Source organism: Ensifer sp. Root1252, from assembly GCF_001425885.1.
GTDB lineage: Bacteria > Pseudomonadota > Alphaproteobacteria > Rhizobiales > Rhizobiaceae > Ensifer > Ensifer canadensis.
The window spans coordinates 71,676-92,921 of record NZ_LMDT01000034.1; the positions used below are offsets into that span (position 1 = coordinate 71,676).

Annotated in this window: 16 protein-coding genes and 3 tRNA genes; 3 read left to right on the top strand and 16 right to left on the bottom strand. The window is 61.4% G+C overall.

All coding sequences use genetic code 11. The features are described from left to right. Positions 1-10: 10 nt before the first annotated feature. The 12 genes from nuoH to ASD02_RS27195 form a co-directional block, all read right to left on the bottom strand. Entirely contained in the window at positions 11-1,054 is a 1,044-nt protein-coding gene (nuoH, locus tag ASD02_RS27140) for an NADH-quinone oxidoreductase subunit NuoH (protein ID WP_025426589.1), read from the bottom strand. Positions 1,055-1,074: 20 nt separating this feature from the next. Next, positions 1,075-3,147, bottom strand: coding sequence for an NADH-quinone oxidoreductase subunit NuoG (nuoG, locus tag ASD02_RS27145; RefSeq protein ID WP_025426588.1), 2,073 nt, complete (start codon positions 3,145-3,147; stop codon positions 1,075-1,077). 103 nt (positions 3,148-3,250) lie between these two features. Beyond that, entirely contained in the window at positions 3,251-3,925 is a 675-nt protein-coding gene (locus tag ASD02_RS27150; RefSeq protein ID WP_057221473.1) for an NADH:ubiquinone oxidoreductase, read from the bottom strand. Between the two features lie 6 nt (positions 3,926-3,931). Then, on the bottom strand, positions 3,932-5,236 hold the full coding sequence (gene nuoF / locus ASD02_RS27155; RefSeq protein ID WP_025426586.1) for an NADH-quinone oxidoreductase subunit NuoF: 1,305 nt from the start codon (positions 5,234-5,236) through the stop codon (positions 3,932-3,934). A gap of 11 nt (positions 5,237-5,247) precedes the next feature. After that, a complete protein-coding gene (locus tag ASD02_RS27160; RefSeq protein ID WP_025426585.1) occupies positions 5,248-6,375 on the bottom strand; it encodes an NADH-quinone oxidoreductase subunit E in 1,128 nt (375 codons plus the stop codon). Positions 6,376-6,391: 16 nt separating this feature from the next. Then, positions 6,392-6,646: a hypothetical protein gene (locus ASD02_RS27165; protein ID WP_025426584.1), complete on the bottom strand. Its 255-nt coding sequence runs from the start codon at positions 6,644-6,646 to the stop codon at positions 6,392-6,394. Next, positions 6,646-7,836: an NADH-quinone oxidoreductase subunit D gene (locus ASD02_RS27170; RefSeq protein WP_025426583.1), complete on the bottom strand. Its 1,191-nt coding sequence runs from the start codon at positions 7,834-7,836 to the stop codon at positions 6,646-6,648. Before ASD02_RS27170 ends, ASD02_RS27165 begins: the two co-directional genes overlap by 1 nt. Positions 7,837-7,893: 57 nt before the next feature. Beyond that, positions 7,894-8,499, bottom strand: coding sequence for an NADH-quinone oxidoreductase subunit C (locus ASD02_RS27175; protein WP_025426582.1), 606 nt, complete (start codon positions 8,497-8,499; stop codon positions 7,894-7,896). 18 nt (positions 8,500-8,517) lie between these two features. After that, positions 8,518-9,096, bottom strand: a complete 579-nt coding sequence (locus ASD02_RS27180; protein WP_025426581.1) for an NADH-quinone oxidoreductase subunit B — start codon at positions 9,094-9,096, stop codon at positions 8,518-8,520. Further along, a complete protein-coding gene (locus ASD02_RS27185) occupies positions 9,087-9,452 on the bottom strand; it encodes an NADH-quinone oxidoreductase subunit A (RefSeq protein ID WP_025426580.1) in 366 nt (121 codons plus the stop codon). The genes ASD02_RS27180 and ASD02_RS27185 overlap by 10 nt, the downstream gene beginning before the upstream one ends. 295 nt (positions 9,453-9,747) lie before the next feature. Continuing rightward, a tRNA-Asp gene (locus ASD02_RS27190) sits at positions 9,748-9,824 on the bottom strand. A gap of 75 nt (positions 9,825-9,899) precedes the next feature. Next, a tRNA-Asp gene (locus ASD02_RS27195) sits at positions 9,900-9,976 on the bottom strand. Positions 9,977-10,447: 471 nt separating this feature from the next. On the opposite strand from ASD02_RS27195, the gene ASD02_RS27200 reads away from it, so the two are divergent. After that, positions 10,448-10,523, top strand: a tRNA-Val gene (locus ASD02_RS27200). Positions 10,524-10,821: 298 nt separating this feature from the next. Here the strand turns inward: ASD02_RS27200 and ASD02_RS27205 are convergent. Genes ASD02_RS27205 through ASD02_RS27215 form a run of 3 tightly spaced genes read right to left on the bottom strand, consistent with a single transcriptional unit; the run spans position 10,822 to position 16,011 of the window. Further along, complete coding sequence (locus ASD02_RS27205; RefSeq protein ID WP_025426579.1) at positions 10,822-11,220, bottom strand: cupin domain-containing protein; 399 nt, start codon at positions 11,218-11,220, stop codon at positions 10,822-10,824. Between the two features lie 52 nt (positions 11,221-11,272). Continuing rightward, positions 11,273-14,734 (bottom strand): AAA family ATPase, encoded by a 3,462-nt coding sequence (locus ASD02_RS27210; RefSeq protein ID WP_057211428.1) that lies wholly within the window; start codon positions 14,732-14,734, stop codon positions 11,273-11,275. Then, positions 14,734-16,011: an exonuclease SbcCD subunit D gene (locus tag ASD02_RS27215; protein WP_025426577.1), complete on the bottom strand. Its 1,278-nt coding sequence runs from the start codon at positions 16,009-16,011 to the stop codon at positions 14,734-14,736. Before ASD02_RS27215 ends, ASD02_RS27210 begins: the two co-directional genes overlap by 1 nt. A gap of 376 nt (positions 16,012-16,387) precedes the next feature. Here ASD02_RS27215 and ASD02_RS27220 point away from each other — a divergent pair, with 376 nt between their 5' ends. Next, positions 16,388-18,226, top strand: coding sequence for a HAMP domain-containing methyl-accepting chemotaxis protein (locus ASD02_RS27220; protein WP_025426576.1), 1,839 nt, complete (start codon positions 16,388-16,390; stop codon positions 18,224-18,226). 183 nt (positions 18,227-18,409) lie between these two features. Then, positions 18,410-18,883, top strand: coding sequence for a MarR family transcriptional regulator (locus ASD02_RS27225; RefSeq protein ID WP_025426575.1), 474 nt, complete (start codon positions 18,410-18,412; stop codon positions 18,881-18,883). A gap of 94 nt (positions 18,884-18,977) precedes the next feature. On the opposite strand, the gene ASD02_RS27230 is transcribed toward ASD02_RS27225, so the two are convergent. Beyond that, positions 18,978-21,173, bottom strand: coding sequence for an esterase-like activity of phytase family protein (locus ASD02_RS27230; RefSeq protein ID WP_057221474.1), 2,196 nt, complete (start codon positions 21,171-21,173; stop codon positions 18,978-18,980). Between the last annotated feature and the right edge of the window lie 73 nt (positions 21,174-21,246).

A 21,246-nucleotide genomic window follows, 5' to 3' on the forward strand; every position in this document is an offset into this window, starting at 1 on the left:
AAAGCCAGCATCATGCAGCTCCCGTCAGCTTGAGAACGAATGCAGTGATCACGACCATTGCCAGAGAAATCGGCAGGAAGACCTTCCAGCCGAGACGCATCAGCTGGTCGTAGCGGTAACGCGGAACGAAAGCCTTCACCATCGCGAACATGAAGAACACGAAGGATGCCTTGAGAACGAACCAGATGATGCCCGGGACCCAGTTGAGGAACCAGACGTCAACCGGAGGCAGCCAGCCGCCGAGGAAGAGAATGGTCGTCAGCGCGCACATCAGGCAGATGGCGGCATACTCGCCGAGCATGAACATCATGTAAGGCGTGGAGCCGTATTCGACCATGAAGCCGGCGACGAGTTCGGATTCCGCTTCCGGCAGATCGAAGGGCGGGCGGTTCGTTTCAGCCAGCGCCGAAATGAAGAACACGATGAACATCGGGAACAGTGCGAGCCAGTGCCAGTCGAGGAACGATGCGGGCAGACCCAAGTTCGTACCGATGCCGTTGCTCTGCGCATTGACGATATCAGTCAGGTTCAGCGAACCCACGCACAACAGGACGGTGACGATGACGAAGCCGATCGAGACTTCGTAAGACACCATCTGCGCGGCAGAACGAAGCGCGCCGAGGAAGGGATATTTGGAGTTCGACGCCCAGCCACCCATGATGATGCCATAAACTTCAAGAGAAGATATGGCGAACACGAAGAGGATGCCGACGTTGATATTCGCGATCACCCAGCCGGCATTGAGCGGAATAACCGCCCAGGCGGCGAGCGCCAGCGTCACGGAGACGAGCGGCGCGAGCAGAAAGATTGCCTTGTTTGCGCCAGCCGGAATCACCGGCTCCTTGAAGACGAACTTCAAAAGGTCGGCAAAGGACTGGAAAAGACCCCAGGGGCCCACCACATTCGGACCACGGCGAAGCTGGACAGCAGCCCAGATCTTGCGGTCGGCCAGCAGAACGTAGGCGATGAAAAGCAGCAGCGCGACCAGCAGCAGCAGCGACTGGGCGACCATGATGATCGCAGGCCAGACATAGGTCGAAACGAAAGCGTCCATGATACTCTATTCCCTCGCGCTCATTCCGCCGCAGCTTTGAAGTTGTTGCGTGCCAAAGCCGAGCATTCGGCCATGACGGCGGATGCGCGCGCTATCGGGTTCGTCAAATAGAAGTCTTTGACCGGAGACGCAAACACGGATTTGCCCATCTCACCGGCTTTTTGAGCAAGTGCGGCAATTTCGTCGCCACTGCCGACGGCAATCGCGTCGACATCGGCGAAATGCGGCTGCGCGGCGTAAAGCTTCGAGCGTAATTCGCCAAGCGAATCAAAGGGCAGCTTCTTGCCGAGAACGTCGGAGAGCGCACGGATGATCGCCCAGTCCTCGCGGGCGTCGCCCGGAGCGAAGCCGGCACGGTTGCCGATCTGCACGCGGCCCTCGGTGTTGACCCAGGTGCCGGATTTTTCGGTGTAGGTGGCGGCGGGCAGGATGACGTCGGCAGCGTGGGCGCCATTGTCGCCATGCGAACCGATATAGACAGTGAAGCCGGACTTGCGGCCAGCAAGATCGATCTCGTCGGCGCCGAGCAGGAAGAGAACGTCAGTGGCCGAAACCATTTCGGCGGCCGTCTTGCCGTTCTTGCCCGGGACGAAGCCGAGGTCGAGACCACCGACGCGGGACGCTGCGGTGTGCAGAACGGCAAAGCCGTTCCAGTCGGCCGTCACTGCGCCGACAAGCTTGGCGGCAGCGGCGAGAACGGCGGCACCGCCCTCCCCTGCAACGGCGCCCTGGCCGATGATGATCATCGGACGCTGCGCCTTCTTCAAGGTCGCAGCGAACTTGCCCTTGCCGGACACGAGTTCGGCCAGCGTGTCGGTGCCTGCACCGAGGTATTCGTATTCGTAGCGCAGTTCACCCTGCTCGCCGATGACGGCGATCGGGAAATTGCCCATCCGGTAACGCTTGCGGATGCGTGCGTTGAGAACGGATGCTTCGAAGCGCGGGTTCGAGCCGATGATCAGCAGCGCGTCGGCGCTCTCGATCCCCTGAATGGTCGGGTTGAAGATGTAGCTGGCGCGGCCGAGCGACGGATCGAGCGCTGCACCATCCTGGCGGCAGTCGACGTTTTCGGAACCGAGCGAAGCAAGCAGTTCCTTCAGCGCGTACATTTCTTCTACGGAAGCAAGGTCACCGGCGATGGCGCCGATCTTGTCGCCGGAGGTCGCTGCAACGGCAGCCTTGACCGCCTGGAACGCTTCGCTCCACGTTGCAGCCTGCAGACGGCCGTCCTTCTTGACATAAGGACGGTCGAGACGCTGAGTCTTCAGGCCGTCCCAGATGAAGCGGCTCTTGTCGGAGATCCACTCTTCGTTGATGTCCTCGTTGACGCGCGGCATGATGCGCATCACTTCGCGGCCACGGGTATCGACGCGGATGGCCGAACCGAGCGCGTCCATCACGTCGATCGATTCGGTCTTGTTCAGTTCCCACGGACGCGCCGTGAAGGCGAACGGCTTGGAGGTCAGCGCGCCGACCGGGCAGAGGTCAACGACATTGCCCTGAAGCTCGGAGGTCATGGCCTGTTCAAGATAGGTAGTGATCTCGGCGTCTTCGCCGCGGCCGATCAGGCCGAGTTCGGCAATGCCGGCCACTTCCGTGGTGAAACGGACGCAGCGCGTGCAATGGATGCAACGGTTCATCACCGTCTTGACCAACGGGCCGATATACTTGTCTTCGACAGCGCGCTTGTTTTCCTGGTAGCGCGAACTATCGATGCCGAAGGCCATCGCCTGGTCCTGCAAGTCGCATTCGCCACCCTGGTCGCAGATCGGGCAATCGAGCGGATGGTTGATCAGCAGGAATTCCATGACGCCTTCGCGCGCCTTCTTGACCATCGGTGTGGTCGTGAAGACTTCCGGCGTCTCGCCGTTCGGACCCGGACGAAGGTCGCGCACACCCATGGCACAGGAGGCGGCGGGCTTTGGTGGCCCTCCCTTCACCTCGATCAGACACATGCGGCAGTTGCCGGCGACCGACAGCCGCTCATGGAAACAGAAGCGCGGAACCTCGGCGCCGGCTTCTTCGCACGCCTGAAGCAGCGTGAAATGATCCGGGACCTCGATCTCTTTTCCGTCGACTTTCAGCTTTGCCATCTTCGTACTCAATCCTGTCTTCCATCCGTCCACCTTGAGGCGACGGACAATTCCAACACAGCCATGCTGCTTGCCGGTGGCGACCTCTGCCGGTCACCGCCTCTTATTCTTTTGCGCCTTTCAGCGCCTTTGCCTGCTTTACCCAGTCGTCGCGCAGAATACGTCCGCCAAAGCCCAGTTCGTCGTCGAAGCGGGCAATGTCGGCGTCACTCCAGGCGGCGATATCGGCGAACCGGCGAATGCCCTTGCCGTTCAGGACCTGCTCGAGCTTCGGGCCGATGCCGGAAATCCGCTTGAGGTCGTCGGCGGTGCGGGTCTTGGACCGCGAAGCTGCCGGCGCCTTCACGCGCTCCGCCAGCTTGTTCTCAGCCTTCGGCTTTGATACCGCGCCTTTCTTGGCGACTACCGGCTTCACCGTCTCTTGCGGCATTGCTTCTGCCTGAACCGGAGCTGCTTGGGTCGGAACGACCTCAGCCGGGGCGTCTGTCTGCATCTGGCCAGCCAAGGCCGAGCCCTTCTGCAGCGCTTCGACGGCGCCCTGCATCGCGCCGAACATAACGCCGGCGATGTGGCTCGACAGACCGAAACCAAGCGCGGTGGCAGCTGCCACGGCGCCTGCCGGATGCGCCATCAGCGGATGCAGCGGCACTTTGGGCATGGTCTTCATCCATTCGGCCATGCCGAACGGATCGGCCGGATCACTGCCAAGCGGACGTGCGGACGGAATGCCGCTCTCGGCCTCTCCCCTCACCTGTCCATCCTTGCGTGTGCCGGCCATGGCCCGTTACTCCGCCGCTTCCAGCACCGCGCCGTGCGACGTCGCGTTGCGGGTGTATTCGTCGATGCGCTTTTCGATCTCCGGACGGAAGTTGCGGATCAGGCCCTGGATCGGCCAGGCGGCCGCATCACCCAGAGCACAGATCGTGTGACCTTCGATCTGCTTGGTGACGTCGAACAGCATGTCGATCTCGCGCTTCTGGGCGCGGCCCTGCACCATGCGTTCCATCACGCGCCACATCCAGCCGGTGCCTTCGCGGCACGGCGTGCACTGGCCGCAGCTCTCGTGCTTGAAGAAAGCCGAGATGCGGGCAATTGCCTTGATGATGTCCGTGGAGCGATCCATGACGATGGCAGCCGCCGTGCCGAAGGACGATTTGACTTCACGAAGCCCGTCGAAATCCATCGGGCAGTCAATGATGTCTTCCGCCTTGACCACCGGGCACGATGCGCCGCCGGGAATGACCGCCAGCAGGTTGTCCCAGCCGCCGCGAATGCCACCGGCATGCTTGTCGACGAGTTCACGGAAGGTGATGCCCATCGCTTCTTCGACCGTGCACGGCTTGTTGACGTGACCGGAGAGCATGAACAGCTTGGTGCCGACGTTGTTCGGACGGCCGATCGACGAGAACCAGCCAGCGCCGCGGCGCAGGATCGTCGGGGCAACTGCGATCGACTCGACGTTGTTGACGGTCGTCGGGCAGCCGTAGAGACCCATGTTCGCCGGGAACGGCGGCTTCAGGCGCGGCTGGCCCTTCTTGCCTTCAAGGCTTTCGAGCAGCGCGGTTTCTTCGCCGCAGATGTAGGCGCCGGCGCCGTGGTGGACGTAGATGTCCATGTCCCAGCCCAGCTTGTTGTTCTTGCCGAGCAGGCCGGCGTCGTAGCATTCGTCGATCGCAGCCTGCAGCGCCTCGCGCTCGCGGATATATTCACCGCGCACGTAGATGTATGCGGTGTGCGCACCCATGGCGAAGCTGGCGATGACGCAGCCTTCGATCAGGGTGTGCGGATCGTGACGCATGATGTCACGGTCCTTGCAGGTGCCCGGTTCGGATTCGTCGGCGTTGACGACCAGATAGTGCGGACGCCCGTCGCTTTCCTTCGGCATGAAGGACCACTTGAGACCGGTCGGGAAGCCTGCGCCGCCACGACCGCGAAGACCCGAAGCCTTCATCTCGTTGACGATCCAGTCGCGACCCTTTTCGAGGATCTGCTTGGTGCCATCCCAATGGCCGCGGCTCATCGCGCCCTTGAGAGACTTATCCTTGAGGCCGTAGATATTGGTAAAGATGCGATCTTCATCTCTGAGCATGGTTCACCTCTTTACCGCGGCTTCTTGCCGAAAACTCTGATGTATTCGGCTTCGCCACCCTTGGCGAGCGCCTTGGCCTGCTTGACCCAATCGTCACGTTCGATCCGGCCCTTGAAATTGAGATAGCTGTCGACCCATTCGCGCTCGGCCTTCTTCCACGACGCGACTTGCGCGAACGTGTAGATGCCGAGTTCGTGCAGCGTGCCTTCGATCTTCGGGCCAACGCCGGAGATCAGCTTGAGGTCGTCGACAGCCGCCGGCCTAGCGATGCCTGCCGGGCGGTTCTTGTCTTCAAGCGACGGCTTGCCGGAAACGTCGGCCGCCCTGGCGGGCTTCGACTTGTCGGCGGTGTCGCCCTCGACCTTGGCGTTTGCCGCCGCTTCCTTCTTCGCCGTCGCCGGCGTCTTCACGGCGGCGTTGGTTTCGCTGGCAGCGGTCTTTGCCCGTGCAGCGTTCGATGGCGGAACGCTGACAACAGGCGCATCGCTGACCTTCTTCGCGCTCGCGGGAGCCTTCCTGGCCGGCGCGTCCGGCGTCATGAGCGTGGTCGGGCCACCTTCCGGCGCCGAGAAGACACGATCGATCTGCGGACCGGTGGCGACTTCGGCACCCTTGCCTGCATCGAAGCGGTCGATGATCTGCTCGAGCTGCTCGGGCGTCAGGTCTTCATAGGTGTCCTTGAAGATCATGACCATCGGCGCATTCACACAGGCGCCCTGACATTCCACTTCTTCCCAGGAAAGCGTGCCGCTCTCGTTGAGGGTGAAAGGATCGTGGGCGATCTTGCTCTTGCAGACCCGGATCAGGTCTTCGGCGCCACGCAGCATACACGGCGTCGTGCCGCAGACCTGCACGTGAGCGCGCGTTCCGACCGGCTTCAGCTGGAACTGGGTATAGAAGGTCGCAACTTCGAGCACGCGGATATAGGCCATGCCGAGCATGTCAGCGATCGATTCGATCGCGGCCTTCGTTACCCAGCCGTCCTGCTCCTGCGCCCGCATCAACAACGGAATGACCGCGGACTGCTCACGGCCTTTCGGATACTTCTGGATTGTCTTCTTTGCCCAAGCGGCGTTTTCGCGATTGAACGCGAATGCGGCCGGCTGAACATTGTCTTCGGCTAGTCGACGAACAGACATTCTTCACGACACCTTATCAGTTAATCGACCCACACCGCGATTTCGTCACCGAAACGAATTCGCAGGCATAGGCTGACTGGTCTTTTTGTAAAAATACGATGTAGCGCGTGCCGTTGGCCACGGCCGCCTTGATCTCGTAGCCCTTGGCCACGAGATCGGCCATCGAGCCCCCACGCATCGCGGCAGACGCTTCGCTGTTGACGGAATCCTGTGCGGATGCCGCCGTCGCAAGCATAAGAAATCCTGCCATTGCCAGGGGCGCGAAACGCATCAGCGATCCACCTCACCGAACACGATATCGAGGGAGCCCAGCACGGCTGACACGTCGGCAAGCTGGTGTCCGCGACAGAGGAAGTCCATCGCCTGCAGATGCGCGTAGCCCGGGGCACGGATCTTGCAGCGATAGGGCTTGTTGCTACCGTCGGAGACGAGATAGACGCCGAATTCGCCCTTGGGCGCTTCAACGGCTGTATAAACCTCGCCGGCCGGCACGTGGTAGCCTTCGGTGTAGAGCTTGAAGTGGTGGATCAGCGCTTCCATCGAGCGCTTCATCTCACCACGTTTTGGCGGAACGATCTTACCGTCCATCGACGAGACCGGGCCAATCTTGGCATCGCCGAGCAGACGGTTCACGCACTGACGCATGATCTTGGCCGACTCGCGCATTTCGATCATGCGGATGAGGTAACGATCGAAGCAGTCACCGTTCTTGCCGATCGGAATGTCGAAATCCATGTCCGAATAGCATTCGTAGGGCTGCGAACGGCGCAGGTCCCAGGCAGCGCCGGAACCGCGAACCATCACGCCCGAGAAACCCCAGGCCCAGGCGTCTTCCAGCTTGACGACGCCGATGTCGACGTTGCGCTGCTTGAAGATGCGGTTGCCAGTCAGAAGCTCGTCGATATCGTCGACGGTCTTGAGGAACGGGTCGATCCACTTGCCGATATCCTCGACCAGCTCATGCGGCAGATCCTGGTGCACGCCGCCGGGACGGAAATAGGCCGAGTGCATGCGCGCGCCGCAGGCACGCTCATAGAACACCATCAGCTTTTCGCGCTCCTCGAAGCCCCAGAGCGGCGGCGTCAGCGCGCCGACGTCCATGGCCTGCGTGGTCACGTTCAGAAGATGCGACAGGATACGGCCGATTTCCGAATAGAGAACGCGGATCAGCTGGCCGCGGATCGGAACTTCGGTTCCGGTCAGCTTTTCCACTGCAAGCGCAAAAGCATGCTCCTGGTTCATCGGCGCGACGTAGTCGAGCCGATCGAAATAGGGAATCGCCTGCAGATAGGTCTTGGTTTCGATCAGCTTTTCGGTGCCGCGATGCAGCAGACCGATATGCGGGTCGACACGCTCGACGATTTCGCCATCAAGCTCGAGCACCAGACGAAGAACGCCGTGCGCCGCCGGATGCTGCGGACCAAAGTTGATGTTGAAATTGCGGACGTTATGTTCGGTCATACCGATTGCTCCAGGCCGGACGGCGCCCTCAAAGGGTCGCCGCGGGCCGACTTAGTCTCACCGTGCTTTCGCCTTCTCGTCGCCGGGCAGGACGTATTCCGTCCCTTCCCACGGGGAGAGGAAGTCGAAGTTACGGAATTCCTGCTTCAGTTCAACGGGCTCATAGATGACGCGCTTGGCTTCGTCATCATAGCGAACCTCGACAAACCCGGTGACCGGGAAGTCCTTGCGCAGCGGATGCCCTTCGAAACCGTAGTCCGTCAGGATGCGACGCAGGTCCGGATGGCCGGTAAACAGAATGCCATACATGTCGTAGGCTTCGCGTTCGAACCAGTCGGCGCCCGGAAAGACGCTGGTGGCCGACGGCACAGGCTCGCCTTCACCGGTCGCAACCTTGATGCGCACGCGGAAATTCTGGCGTGGCGACAGCAGGTGGTAGACGACATCGAAACGGTCCGGCCGCTGAGGCCAGTCGACACCGCAAACATCGACGAAGTTGATGAAGGCGCACTGCACGTCGTCGCGCAGGAACGTCAAGAGCTCGATCAGGTTTGCAGCCGTCGTCGTCAGCGTCAGTTCGCCGTAGTTGATGGCGGCATCCGAAATCAGCTGGCTGCGCGTCTCGCGCAGATAGGAGGCAAGCTCGTTCAGGGCTTCACTCATGTTAAGGACCCCCTACCCTTAGCGTTCGATCGTGCCGGTCCGGCGGATCTTCTTCTGCAGCAAAAGCACGCCGTAAAGCAGCGCTTCTGCTGTGGGAGGACAGCCTGGCACATAGATATCAACGGGCACGACACGGTCGCAGCCACGCACGACGGAATAGGAATAGTGATAGTAGCCGCCGCCATTGGCACACGAGCCCATCGAGATCACGTAACGCGGCTCCGGCATCTGGTCGTAGACCTTGCGGAGCGCTGGCGCCATCTTGTTGGTCAGGGTGCCGGCGACGATCATCACATCGGACTGGCGCGGTGAAGCGCGCGGCGCGAAGCCGAAGCGCTCGGCGTCGTAACGCGGCATCGACATCTGCATCATCTCGACGGCGCAGCAGGCAAGACCGAAGGTCATCCACATCAGCGAACCAGTGCGCGCCCAATTGATGAGCTCGTCGGTCGACGTAACCAGAAAACCCTTGTCGGCGAGCTCATTGTTGATCTCGCCGAAGAATGCATCATTGCTGCCGATCGGCTTGCCGGTCGAGGGATCGATGATCCCCTTCGGCTTGGGCGCAACGAGCGTGGTGCCGGATGCTAGTTCCATTCCAGCGCTCCCTTCTTCCATTCATAGATAAAGCCGATCGTCAGCACACTGAGGAAGACCATCATGGACCAGAATCCGAACCAGCCCAGCTGGTGGAACGAGACGGCCCACGGAAAGAGGAAGGCGACTTCCAAGTCGAAGATGATGAAGAGGATCGACACAAGATAGAAACGAATGTCGAACTTCATTCGAGCGTCGTCGAACGCATTGAAACCGCATTCGTAGGCCGACAGCTTTTCCGAATCAGGCGCCTTGAACGCGACGGCGAAGGGGGCAATCAAAAGTGCCACGCCGATCACAAGTGCGATTCCAATGAAAATCGCGATCGGAACATAGGAACCGAGAAGTTCAGTCATTGTTATCCGTCCCTGCCTGCGGGAGGGCGCATGGGAGAGCGCCAAACAACAAATCTCGCAGGCCGAAAAATATGTTGCAACGCCAGAGTGGTTAGCGCAGCCCGCGCTTGCGCGCAAGCCTTCGAGGGCCATTTAAACCGGTTCGCGGCACAGGATTGGACGACGTGTCGCGGCAAAGCGCTGATTTGCAGGCACGGGCAGACTTTACGGTAAAAGCGACGCCAGAAGGACAGATTGCCGCACTGCAAAAAACAGAATTTGCAGTGACGTTGTATCGGAGGAATCAAGAGGTAAATGGCGCGAGTGACGGGGCTCGAACCCGCGACCTCCGGCGTGACAGGCCGGCACTCTAACCGACTGAGCTACACCCGCGCATATGACCCAAGGGGTCAGTATTACCACCATCGGCGCTTCGTGAGAATGCCTCAAGTCAAACCATGTCAAGAATGGCGCGAGTGACGGGGCTCGAACCCGCGACCTCCGGCGTGACAGGCCGGCACTCTAACCGACTGAGCTACACCCGCATCATCTTGAAGTGGCTGGAGCGTTTCCGCCCCGGCACCGAGCGGGCTTGCCCGTTCGATGAGCGGCTAACTAAGCGGTTCGCATTTGGGTGTCAAGCGTGTTTGGAGACAAATCCATAACGGAGCCAATTTTGATCCACAGGCAATGTCAAAGCCGCCCTCGACCTCCCCTTAAGAGAGAGGGCCCCTGCCCTTTGCGCAGCAGCCGGCTCTGGCGTGAGGAAAGACAATGCACAGATACATGCCAGCGACTGATGGATTCGGATGAAAGTCGTCGCGTGGCCAATCACCTTTTTCCACAGTCGCCGCTCTCCGCTTTTTTCCACAATGTGAAAACCCGGCAACTCCTGCACTTTTGTCGCCTCGTGCAAAAAAAATCAATAAAACGACGGAAATGCTCTTGCGGTTTTTTTCGGTTACGCCTAGATCACGGCCACCGACGCGGCGGACACATCCGGTCCGAACGCTGAAGGGCGATTAGCTCAGTTGGTAGAGCGCCTCGTTTACACCGAGGATGTCGGGAGTTCGAGTCTCTCATCGCCCACCATTTTTTCCTTGGAACTTCCACCGCCGACTCAACAAGCGCATTTGCGTTCATGTTTTCACTGTCGAACTGTCCGTGGCCAAAATTCTGCGCTTCCTGTGTTCAGGCGTTCATCAGATCGAGCTGTCGGTACCGTGACCCAAGGCAAACGCCCGCACAGGCTTCGACGATAGAGCGACCTGCGCCTTTCGCGCGATGCAACCGAATTTGTTGAAAGCGATCCTTACGCCACGTGCGCTGTGAACGCGCTGGCGACAGATTCGTCACGAATCGCAAAGCAGCAGACGAGCAAAAGAATCAGCTAGCTGCCGCGATACTGTTCGTCGGTGACATGCTCCAGCCAGTCGACCGCCTTGCCGTCGAGCGCTTCCTGGATGGCGAGGTGAACCATGGCCGTGTCAGGCGCGGCACCGTGCCAATGTTTTTCGCCTGGCGGAAACCAGACCACGTCTCCCGTACGAATCTCACGCACCGGCTCGCCCCAGACCTGCGCCAGGCCTCTGCCCGATGTCACCACCAGCGTCTGCCCAAGCGGATGCGTATGCCATGCGGTCCGCGCGCCGGGCTCGAAGGTCACGTTGACGGCGCGCACACGGGCCGGCTCTGCTGCCTCGATGACGGGATCCTGCCTGACTGTCCCGGTGAAGTAGTCGGCCGAGGGTCGTGTCGACGCTCGCGATCCGCTGGGTATGATTTCCATCTGCCGTTCCTCCGGGTTTCCGTCACGATCATTCGCCGACGGCATGTCGGCATCATAACCTGTGGATAGTCACTTCCGGGCACGCCGTTCGGGCAATATCGCAAAGATGCTCGTGGTGCGTCAGGTAGATCACCTGCCCGACGCGGGCCATATCCGCCATCAGCTCGAAGGCGCGACCGGCGCGGCCGTCGTCAAACGTCTCCATGATGTCGTCTGCGATGAAGGGCAAGGTTTCGCGCGCCGCGGCGACCTCGTGATAGCCGGCGATCCTGAGCGACAGATAAAGCTGAAAGCGCGTCCCCTTGGAAAGATCGCGCGCCAGCTTGGACCCGCCAGTTGCGGCGTTGGCAATCAGGAATTCCTGACCCTTGTCGGCCTGCGCCGACAGGCTGGAATATTCTCCACCGCTGATGCGGCTGAAGGTTTCCGAGGCGCGCCGCATCATGCCGCTGCGATGGCGCTCGCGAAAGAGCCGGAGTGCCTGCTCGGCGGCGATCAGGCCGGCTCTCAGCTTGAGATAGCCGAGCGCCTTGGCCTCGATCTCCAGAAGCAGCGTGCGGCGACGCTGATCGAGTGCTGCGACAGCGTCGTCGCCGGCGATATTGGCGAGCGCCCCTTCCTTCGTCCGCATGTCGGCGTGCAATTCACTTACATCACGGTCACTCTCTTCAAGCAGCGCCTCGACGCGAGCCAGTTCCAGCCGCACCGCTTCGTCGTCAAGCGCAGCCAGCAACGCCTCGGCGTCTTCGCTGCGGGCGACACCAAGGCGCTGCGCAAGGTCGGCCTCCGATTCGGCAATGCGCTGGCGCAGCCGTTCCTGCTCGCGGGAAGCGTCGAGCCGCAAGCCGGCTTCATCCAATGTCTCGCAGTCGAAGAAGTCGAGGACCAGACGTTTGCGGGCAATGTGAAGATCCTGCTCGGCAGCAACGCTGCGTTTCTCCTCCTCAAGGCGGGCAAGCTCCGTCAACAGCGTAGCGCGCCGATCCTCCTGCTTTTCAGCCTCTGCGGCACGCGCCTTCATGGCGGCGAAAATCGCAAGCGTATCTCCGGTGTCGGGCACACCGGCAAGATTTGCGATCGCCGCTTCAAAAGCCACTTGATCCTTGCGCATGCCGGCGACGCGGTGATCGAGATCGGCCTTGCGCTGCACCAGCTTGTCGAGATCCTGCAAGACCGCGAGCATGGGGGCGATTTGATCCGGCAGCAGCTGTTCCGGCCGACCGGCAAGCCAGGTGGTTGAGAGCAGATCGTCCCATTGCTCCCGCCAGGAGCACAGGGCGTCCTCGGCTTGCGCCAAGATCGACTTACGCTGCTCCAGCGCGTCACTGGAACGTCGGACCGCCTCGCGCGCCGCCTTGCCGGCAGAAAAAGCCGCCTGGGCCTGCCCGACAGCATTCTCGGCAAAGGCCATGAGATCGTCGAGCCGTTGCGGCAAACGCTCGGTCACACCGATCTCGGCAAGTGAATCCTTCAGAACATCGCGCGCGTCATTCTCGTCGGCCTGGGCGCGATCGAGCTCCAGCCGCGTAGAACGCTGTTGTGTGCGGACATCGAGCGCCGCGAGCCGGGACACGAGCCAGGCTTCCAGCTGCGTCAACTGCGTGACGTCAGGTAAACCGCTTGCAGAGGCTGTTGCTTTGACCGCCTGTGCAAGTGCAGACGCCTCCTCGGCGAGCGAGCATTGTTGTCGCCCAAGCTCATCAAGACGCGCCCGGCGCTCGGCGATCGACAAAGCGAGCGAGCGCATATCCGCGACCTTTGCTGCCTCGGCGAGCCGCAATGCCGTCGCATCGTCGTCGCGACCCAACGCGTCCTCAAAGATTTCCGCAGTCGTCGCATCCAACCGGACCTTGTGCCGCTCCCAGGCGTGTTGTCGCTGCTGGCGAATCTCGATGGACGCCCGGTCGTCAAGGGCGCCGCCCGAAGCAATCAGGGCCGCGAGGCGAGCTTCCTCTCCGGCCAGTTGTTCAGTTTCGCTCGCGACGCGGTCGGCAAGGCGCAGGCGCCTTTGGTCCTGCGCCGCCGTGTCGCGTCGCCAGGTCTCGATCGTGCCGGCAGCGGGCACAGTCAGGCCAAGCAGATCATCGGCGCTGCCTGAATAGGGTTTCAAAGCCGCCAGCTTGTCGGCAAGCTCTGCATCCAGGCGTTCGAGCACTTGTCGGGTGGCCTGCAGGCGCAGGGAGCAATCATCCTGCCGAACACGCCGCAAGCGCTCGACAAACGCGCTCGGATCGATGGCCGAGCTGCGTTCGGCCTGCAGCCGCGCCAGCTCGTCTGTCGCCTCCCGCTCCATCCGTTTTGCCCCATCCGCCTCCTGTCGAGCCGATGCCGCACGCTCCTGCAACGCGGAATGCCGCCGTGAGAGTTCCTGCAGGCGAGCGCCTGTGGCCGTCGGCAACAGCAGCGATGCCGGATCCTGGTCGCCGCGCTCGCCGAGCCTAACGAGGCAGGCAGAAATTTCGATATTTGTCCGCGACAGTTCGTCGATCCGTGCGGGCATGTCGCGCGCGGCTGTGACGTAACGCGCATCGAGCGCCGTCTCCTGCAGCGCGTTCAAACGTTCCACCAGGATGAGGGCCGCCTTGTCATGCGGCAGGACCTCCAGCTCTTCCTGCCGACGGCGACTTTCGTCCGCGAGTTGACGCAACCTGGTCGCAATTTCGATGTCGCGCCGTCGCAGTGCGGGCAGTTCTGCGGCCCACTCGGCCGGCGCTGGCGGCAAGGCCGGCGCCTTTGCCAGATCAATGCGCAAGCCACACAGGCGCCGGAAGAGCGGCAAGGCATCGATCTGCGCTCGCAGGCGATCGCGCTCCACTCGCAGTTCGACGCGCCGCGCCATGGCCGCGTCGTGGCGCTCGCGGGCGGCAAGAAGCGTCTTGCGCAGCGATGCATATTCACGCGCATTGACGTCCAGCCCGTTGCGCTCGACTTTCAACGCATCGAGTTCGGCCTTCAGCTCGGAAAGCTGATGCTTGCGTGCCTGGGGTCGATAGAAGGCATCCGCCTCGGCGCGCAGGATAGACAGGATCGCAGCGCTGTCCGGCAGACCTGAACTGGCGGAAAAGAGCAGGGAGCCGAGTTCGCCCTCGCTCTTCAGGATCGCCTCCCCTCCCTGCTCGATACTGTCGTCGTCGAGCGAGAACATCATGCGGTAGGTCGCGCGGTCGATCGAGCCGAGCGCGGCGGAAAACAGATTGTCCGGCAACGGCTGATCGTCGGCACCGACCAGCGTGTTGGTCTTGCGCTTTATCCGGAAGGCCTGATGGGTGCGGCCGGCCGCCTCGATCGTGCCGCCAACCCGCATCGTCTGATAGGCGTGCAGAAAGCCGTAGGAGCTGTAATGCTCGATGCCGAAGAGCAGGTCGAGGAAGCCCGAAAACAGCGTCGACTTGCCGGCCTCGTTCGGGCCGTAAACGATATGCAGGTCTGGCCTACCTGATATCGCCGGACCGAAGTCGAGGCGCCGCTCGGTAAACTTGCCGTACCGCACCAGGTCGAGTTCGCGCAGCCGCATCAGCGTGAACCCTCGCCTGCATTGCCATGAAGGTGTGCGAGCACCTCCGCAGCACCGGAGACACCGGCATCGAACGCCAGTCTTTCGACCGCCGCCTCATCCGGCGCCAGAACCTGGCGCAGGTCCGGCGGCAACTGCTGCAGCAATTCCTCGACCGCAGAGCGCACTTCCTGACGGAAACCGTGGGCCGGCAGGACATCGCTGCCGACAAGGGCCGCCAGTTCGTCGACCGGATCAGCCATAACCGCCCCCGCCTCTGCACCAGGACTGCGGCAATCGAGCTCGATTTTCTCGACCCAGCAGCCGCCGTTGCCCGCAGCCACATTGTCGATCTCGGCCCGGAGCAGATCGCCATCACGGCGCATGCGCCAGGAAAGCGGCGTCGCGCCAGTCAGTGTCAGGCGGAAGATCACATTGTCGGCAGCGGTCGTCTCGCGCGACTGCAAGAAAGCGTTCCCGACCGTATCAAGCATATCGCCCCACTCGGAAACGCCGGTGAGGTCAAGGCTGATCCGCTCGAAGGTGGCAAGGCCGATTGCCCGCTCCTCGATCGAAACCCGCCCTTCGTCGGTCACCGTCACCAACGTCACGCCCTTGCTGCCGGCTTCGTTGATGTCGCGCCCCTGCGGCATGCCCGGCATGACGACGAAAGGTTCGCTGGCATGGACCTGACGCTGATGGACATGGCCGAGCGCCCAATAGTCGAAGCCGTGCGCCTGGAGATCCGCCACGCTGCAGGGAGCATAGAGGTCATGGCCGGCAGCGCCGGCGAGGCTCGTGTGCAACATGCCGATATTGATCGCGTCGGCGACCGGTGACTGAAAGGACGGCAGCAAGCTTTCCGACGCATGGGGGTTCGCAAAGCTCACACCATGGATATAGACATCGCGGCCGCTCTCCAGCGTCTTTGCGAGGACTGCCTTGCCGCGGCCCTTGAAGACGTGTGTCGATGGCGAGAGCGTCAGCTCGTTCGTCACTTGCGATTGGGCATCGTGATTGCCGCGGATGATGAAGACCCGGATGCCGGCCTCGTCGAGCCGGCGCAGTTCGCCAGCGAGAAACAGCGCGGTGTTCATCGAGGTCTGGCTGCCATCATAAAGGTCGCCGGCGATCAGCAAGGCATCGACCTCTTCGGCAAGGCAAAGATCGACGATCCTCACAAGCGCTTGCCTGGTCGCACCGCGCACGATGTCGGCGAGCTCGGCATTTCGAAGCGCAAGGCTGCGCAGCGGGGAATCAAGATGAAGATCGGCGGTGTGAACGAAGCGGAAGGACATGGCCGACCATGGCCCGTGGGAGCAGCACCCGTCAATGCGCCGGACACCGTCATCCACGCGGATGCGCCCGTCACTCGCCGTTATTTCAGGGCAGTTAAGTAAAGCCAGCGCTCATACGTAATGACTGGAGTTTCGACTTGAAACGTTCTGCCGCAAAAGCGCGCGCCCCTATGTGCAAATATCAGATTATACTCACTTTAATCGATTAGCGCTTTTGTAAGAACTTGTTGGCTAGGTTCCGCTCGGCTGCATTTTGCGTGCGGCCAAGCACAGGAATGACTCCCTGCTTCGGCATCCGCTCCGTCATGACGATCAAGAGCCGGAACGACTTATTCATGCACAAGCTTTTACGGACGCCGTTCCTCCGGAGTTATTCATGTCGCGCCTAAAGATATCACACACCCTTATTGCCCTTTTCCTGATGGTTGGCCTCATCGTCACCGTTCTGGCCGTCGCCTCGCTTGGCGGCATCAAGATGATGAACGAGCGCAACAACGAGATTGCCACCACGTGGCTGCCGCGTGTCTCGCTCTCGCGCGCACTGGAAACCCAGCTTTCGGACACACGCATGTCGTTTGCCCGGCACCTGATCTCGCTGACCCCCTTCGAGAAGAAGGCGGCCGAGAAGGTCATCGGCGAAACCGTAGATGGCTTCAACAAGCTTTCGGACGAATACGCCGCCCTGATGGTCAACGACGCCGACAAGGCAGCACTTGAAAAGGTCAAGAGCGCCTATGAGGCCTACCTCTCGGTTTCCGCCGGCATGGTCAAGCTCTCCAACAATCTCGAGAATATGAAGGCGCAAAGCGTGTTCAAGGTCGAGATGCGCGAGAGGGAACAGCAGGTCGACCAGGCGATCAAGGAAATGCGCGCGCTCAATCTGGCCGGCGCCGACGCTGCCGTTGCTGACAGCTCCACCACGCACGACCAGATCCGTATGATCGAAATGGCTGTCATCGCGGTTGCGGCTCTCATCGTCCTCGGCGCTATTTTCTACGCAATCCGCGGCATTGCCCGTCCAATCCAGATCATCACCCGCTCGATGGCAGGTCTCGCAAATGGCGATACGGCCACCGCCATTCCCTATGGCGTGCGCAAGGACGAGATCGGCGAGATGGCGCGCGCCGTCGAGGTCTTCCGCGAGGCGGCCATCTCCAATCTTCAGCTCGAGGAAGATGCCAAGGTCCAGCGTTCGCAGGCAGAGGCCGAGCGTCACCGCGTGACCGAAGAGGCCGAGGCGGCCGCACAGCTCCGTCTGCAGGAAGCGACAGCCGGCCTTGCAACCGGTCTTCGCCGCCTGGCGGCCGGCGATCTCGCCTTCCAGCTCAACGAACCTTTCGCACCGGATTTCGAACAGCTGCGTCACGACCTCAACCAGGCCGTTGCCCAGCTGGCCGATACACTGGCTGCCGTCTCCTCCAGCTCGGGCAGCATCGACAGCGGTGCACGCGAAGTCAGCCAGAGCGCCGACGATCTGTCACGTCGCACCGAACAGCAGGCCGCGTCGCTGGAAGAAACGGCAGCCGCCCTCGACCAGATCACGGTCAATGTCGGCAGCTCGTCCAAGCGCACCAACGAAGCCCGCGCCATTGCCAGCCAGGCAAACGAAAGCGCCCACAAGTCCGGCGCCATCGTCTCCGGCGCAATCGACGCCATGGGCCGCATCGAGCATTCGTCGAGCCAAATCTCCAACATCATCGGCGTCATCGACGAAATCGCCTTCCAGACCAACCTGCTGGCGCTGAATGCCGGCGTGGAAGCAGCGCGCGCCGGTGATGCCGGCAAGGGATTTGCCGTCGTCGCCCAGGAAGTGCGCGAACTCGCACAGCGTTCGGCCAATGCCGCCAAGGAGATCAAGGACCTGATCCGCAATTCAGCGGTGGAAGTGCAGAGCGGCGTCAAACTCGTGCGTGAAACCGGCGAGGCTCTGCGCACGATCGAAGGCTTTATCGTCACGATCAACCAGCACATGGACGCGATCGCCGTTTCGGCACAGGAACAGTCCGCCGGGCTTTCCGAGGTCAACACCGCCGTCAACCAGATGGACCAGGTGACCCAGCAGAACGCCGCAATGGTCGAAGAGGCGAACGCCGCAAGCGCGACGCTGGCACAGGAGGCCGGCCGTCTTCGCGAACTGATCGCTCGCTTCACATTGGCCCAGGATTCGGGCCACGGTTACGCGCCTTGGACCGGCTCATCGCGCCGGGCAGCATAGTCCGAACGGGTGAAATTCTTGGCACTACAAGTGAAACGGCCTCCGGAAACGGAGGCCGTTTCTTGCTTGCGGAGGTCGTTACCGTGAAATTGCAGAGGTTTTAGTCGACAAATGTAGCAATTGTAACTATCAATAATGTTGCTGCCATTTGACATGGCACCTCACAATTTTCCAATGATGATCATGAAGAAGACATTCGAAGTTTCCGACAGACTGTTTGAGCTTTATCACCGCGTCCACCGGCTCGTGAACGAGTCGATGACGGAGGAAGGCGTTTCGCTGGCGCGGAGCAAATTCCTGTTCTTCCTGAGCAAGCTCGGCCCCTGTCGCTCGACGGATATCGCCTGCGCGCTGAACTTTGCGCCGCGCACCGTCACCGAAGCGATCGACGGCCTCGAGCGCGACCGATTGGTGATGCGCAAACCCGATCCCGAGGATCGCCGCGCCAAGATCGTCTCGATCACCGACACGGGACGCGTGATCCTGGAGGCAGCCGAACACCCGCGCAAACAGCTGATCGAGGAGATCTTCTCCGCGCTCGACGACAAGGAGCTCGGTCAGCTCTTCGATATCGTCGGCAAACTCGTCGACAAGACCGACGAAATTCGCAAGCGCAAGGATGAGGCCGAAGCAGCACAGATTGCGGTCGCTCGCTAGGCCCGCCCTTCCCCCAGCCTTTACAGATAGCCGAAACAGAAAGAGGCCGGGACGTCATGTCCCGGCCTCTTTCGTTTTTCTCCTGGCCCGACGATTACATCGCGTCGATGGCACCGATGGAGAAGAACAGTGTCTCGCCGGAGGAATCGTCGACGCCGTCATTGTCGGTGACGACATAGCCGTTGCCGGCGGCATCGACGGTGAAGCCTTCGACCTTGTCGACGACGTAACCCTTCAGGGCCCTCAGATCGGGAAGGAGGTCGCGAACCTCTTCCTTCTTGACGACAGGAAGCTCGCCGCCAAGGGCTGCCGGCTTCAGGTCGGCAAGGGCGACACGGTAGAGCTTCTTCAGCTTGGCTGCCTGGCCGATCAGGTTGTCTCGCTCGATGATATAGGCATAGTCGCCGTGGACGGAGATTTCCGACAGGCCGACCCAGCCGCCATCCGCCTTCTCGAGCGGATAACGCACAGCACCCCATTCCTCGCTCGACGGCTTGTAGGAGACGAGCTTGACGAAGCCCTTCTCGTCGTCCTTCCATTCGCGCTGGACGGCCATCCAGAGAACCTGATCGTCGCCTTCGCCGACAACCGTTACACCCTCGAAGCCGAAGCGGCTCTCGCCTGCACGCAGAGTTTCGGGCAGGGCGATCTCCTTCTTGATCTCGCCCTTCTTGTTCACACGCAGCAGCGCGTGGCTGTAGAGCTTGTCGGCGTTGCCTTCCGAAGCGAGCCAGAAGCCCCCTTCCCCATCATTGGCGATGCCTTCGATGTCGAGCTTCTGTGCCGGGGCGCCATCGCGGGTGATCCGAAGCGTCTCGGTGATCAACGCCGGCTTCTGCGTCGCATCGATGGTGAAGATGGTCGGCTGCGATGCATAAACCGAATCGTTGACTGCGCGCAGGAAGCCCGGCTTGTCGGCAACGGCTGCGAGGCCCGACAAGGCTCCGAAGCCCACCGGCAGACCATCCTTGTCCGCCGAACGGATCTGCGGATAGGCGGCTTCACCTTCGCCACGCTCGTAGATCATCACATGCGAGCGAGCGCCGCCGTCTTCGCCGAGATCGACCTCGTTGGCGGTCGCAAGCAGATTGCGCGACGGGATCGCGACGGCACCCTCCGGCGAGATGCCCGACGGCAGCAATTGCAGCAGTTCCGGCTCGGCGCCGGTGTCCTTGTAAACGCCGACGACGGATGCACGTTCGGCAAGCACGAAGAACAGATTGTCTTCGCCGAACTTGGCAGCCTCGAGGCCTTCCGGCTCGACGCCCTTGGCCGACGAGCGCTTCTCGGGATAGTGGCCGATCGAAGCGATCTCGTGTTCGAAACTCGCACCCGATTCGAACAGGACCTTACCGGCCGTATCGAAGATGGTGAAGCCGCGCGAACCGCCCTCATAGTCACCTTCGTTGGCGACGACGATGCGATTGTCGTCGAGCCACTTGACGGCGTCAGGCTCGCGCTTGCGGCCCGGTTGCTCGTCCATGAAGGCGATAGCGCCGTCACGCTTGGCGTCGATGTCCCTAAGGTCGACCGCGCCAGCGGAGAAATGCGTCTTTACCGTCGCCGACTTGCCGTCGATGATGACGATGTGGTTGTTCTCCTGCAGCGTCAGCGCAATCTCGTCCTTGCCGTTGAAGGACACGAATTCCGGCTCCGGGTCGTCGCCTGCAACCTCGGCAAGACCGGTGAGGGTCACGTGCTTGATCGTCGCGCAATCGGCACCACCATCCTTCAGAGACAGGATCACCAGGTCGCCGGCAGGCATCTGCGGGATCTTGCCGTCGTTGACCTCTTCATCGCGCTCATTCTCGATCGCGATCGCAGCAATGGTCCGGTCCTTGTTGACCGCGACGGAGTCCGGCTGGCCGCCGAGATCGCAGGTCGACTCGACCTTCTTCGAGGCAACGTCGACGGTAGCGAGAAAGCCGGAAGGCTTGGTGAAGCTTTCGCGTGTGTTGACCGCGATCAGGGCCTTGGTACCGGCGACGGTTACCGAGGTCGGCTCGCCATCGAACGACACGATACCGGCCGCCTTCGGCGCCTTGGCGTCGGTGATATCGATAAGGCCGATGCGCTTGCCCGGGCTATCGGAATAGATCAGCGTATTGCCGTCTTCGGTGGCGGTAATGATTTCCGCGGATGTCGCGTCCTTGCGGGCATCGCCCTCCGGCAGATTGTCGGCAACGGCGAAGGACGCAATACGATTGAACACCGGTTCGGCGGCAGCCGGAAAGGCAACGGACGCAAGAAGTATGGCGGCAAGTGCCGTTCTGCATGATGAAATGGTCATGAAAAATCCCCCATGTCGAATATTCAAAACAAGGGGGTTCTGCGGGATGGCGATGACAGGCGCATGACAGTCC

Coding starts and splice junctions, on each gene's coding strand:
- nuoH (WP_025426589.1), bottom strand. CDS start 1,054: ATGGACGCTTTCGTTTCGACCTATGTCTGGCCTGCGATCATCATGGTC.
- nuoG (WP_025426588.1), bottom strand. CDS start 3,147: ATGGCAAAGCTGAAAGTCGACGGAAAAGAGATCGAGGTCCCGGATCAT.
- ASD02_RS27150 (WP_057221473.1), bottom strand. CDS start 3,925: ATGGCCGGCACACGCAAGGATGGACAGGTGAGGGGAGAGGCCGAGAGC.
- nuoF (WP_025426586.1), bottom strand. CDS start 5,236: ATGCTCAGAGATGAAGATCGCATCTTTACCAATATCTACGGCCTCAAG.
- ASD02_RS27160 (WP_025426585.1), bottom strand. CDS start 6,375: ATGTCTGTTCGTCGACTAGCCGAAGACAATGTTCAGCCGGCCGCATTC.
- ASD02_RS27165 (WP_025426584.1), bottom strand. CDS start 6,646: ATGCGTTTCGCGCCCCTGGCAATGGCAGGATTTCTTATGCTTGCGACG.
- ASD02_RS27170 (WP_025426583.1), bottom strand. CDS start 7,836: ATGACCGAACATAACGTCCGCAATTTCAACATCAACTTTGGTCCGCAG.
- ASD02_RS27175 (WP_025426582.1), bottom strand. CDS start 8,499: ATGAGTGAAGCCCTGAACGAGCTTGCCTCCTATCTGCGCGAGACGCGC.
- ASD02_RS27180 (WP_025426581.1), bottom strand. CDS start 9,096: ATGGAACTAGCATCCGGCACCACGCTCGTTGCGCCCAAGCCGAAGGGG.
- ASD02_RS27185 (WP_025426580.1), bottom strand. CDS start 9,452: ATGACTGAACTTCTCGGTTCCTATGTTCCGATCGCGATTTTCATTGGA.
- ASD02_RS27205 (WP_025426579.1), bottom strand. CDS start 11,220: ATGGAAATCATACCCAGCGGATCGCGAGCGTCGACACGACCCTCGGCC.
- ASD02_RS27210 (WP_057211428.1), bottom strand. CDS start 14,734: ATGCGGCTGCGCGAACTCGACCTGGTGCGGTACGGCAAGTTTACCGAG.
- ASD02_RS27215 (WP_025426577.1), bottom strand. CDS start 16,011: ATGTCCTTCCGCTTCGTTCACACCGCCGATCTTCATCTTGATTCCCCG.
- ASD02_RS27220 (WP_025426576.1), top strand. CDS start 16,388: ATGTCGCGCCTAAAGATATCACACACCCTTATTGCCCTTTTCCTGATG.
- ASD02_RS27225 (WP_025426575.1), top strand. CDS start 18,410: ATGAAGAAGACATTCGAAGTTTCCGACAGACTGTTTGAGCTTTATCAC.
- ASD02_RS27230 (WP_057221474.1), bottom strand. CDS start 21,173: ATGACCATTTCATCATGCAGAACGGCACTTGCCGCCATACTTCTTGCG.